This window comes from Halorubrum sp. Atlit-28R, from assembly GCF_003665955.1.
GTDB classification, from domain to species: domain Archaea; phylum Halobacteriota; class Halobacteria; order Halobacteriales; family Haloferacaceae; genus Halorubrum; species Halorubrum tropicale.
Window position 1 is genome coordinate 1 of the sequence record NZ_QPLS01000181.1, and the last position, 482, is coordinate 482.

At 47.7% G+C, this 482-nt stretch carries 1 pseudogene; it reads right to left on the reverse strand.

What is annotated here, in order from left to right:
* A pseudogene (locus DVK06_RS17440) lies at nt 1–482 on the reverse strand (glycine zipper family protein); the annotation flags it as partial.

Here is a 482-nt window from a genome sequence, read left to right on the forward strand (position 1 = left end):
TTTTGATCTCCTTTGTAAACGCTAAACCGGCTGATTGTCTTGGCCACCCCGTCACTGACTTCCTCAATGAGGTCGTCCCACGCCGACTTCTCCTCGAAATTTTGGACACCAATTGTGTTGGTCTTTTCGACCGTATCCGTTTTAGTTCCGTAAACCTTCACCGATTCCACGCTCATCCCAACTCCCGATTCCGCGCTCATTTGGGATTGAGTCGCTTTTGCGTTTTCCTTTTTCACCGTTGCGACTAATTCACTTACCTCTCCCGTTTCTGTATTCTTGGCGCGTGCGAAACTGTAGACCGTATCATCGATAACAGCGTGTTTTTTATCCTCAAGTTCAATCGGAGCGGGATCTATCGAGGAATCAGAACTCTTTTCACTACCGTGTTTTTGAGCTGAAACGATTCCAGTCGTTGACGAAACGCCGATTGCTGTACCTGCAATGCCGAGGAACTGGCGTCGATTAGGCTTTTTCACCATTAC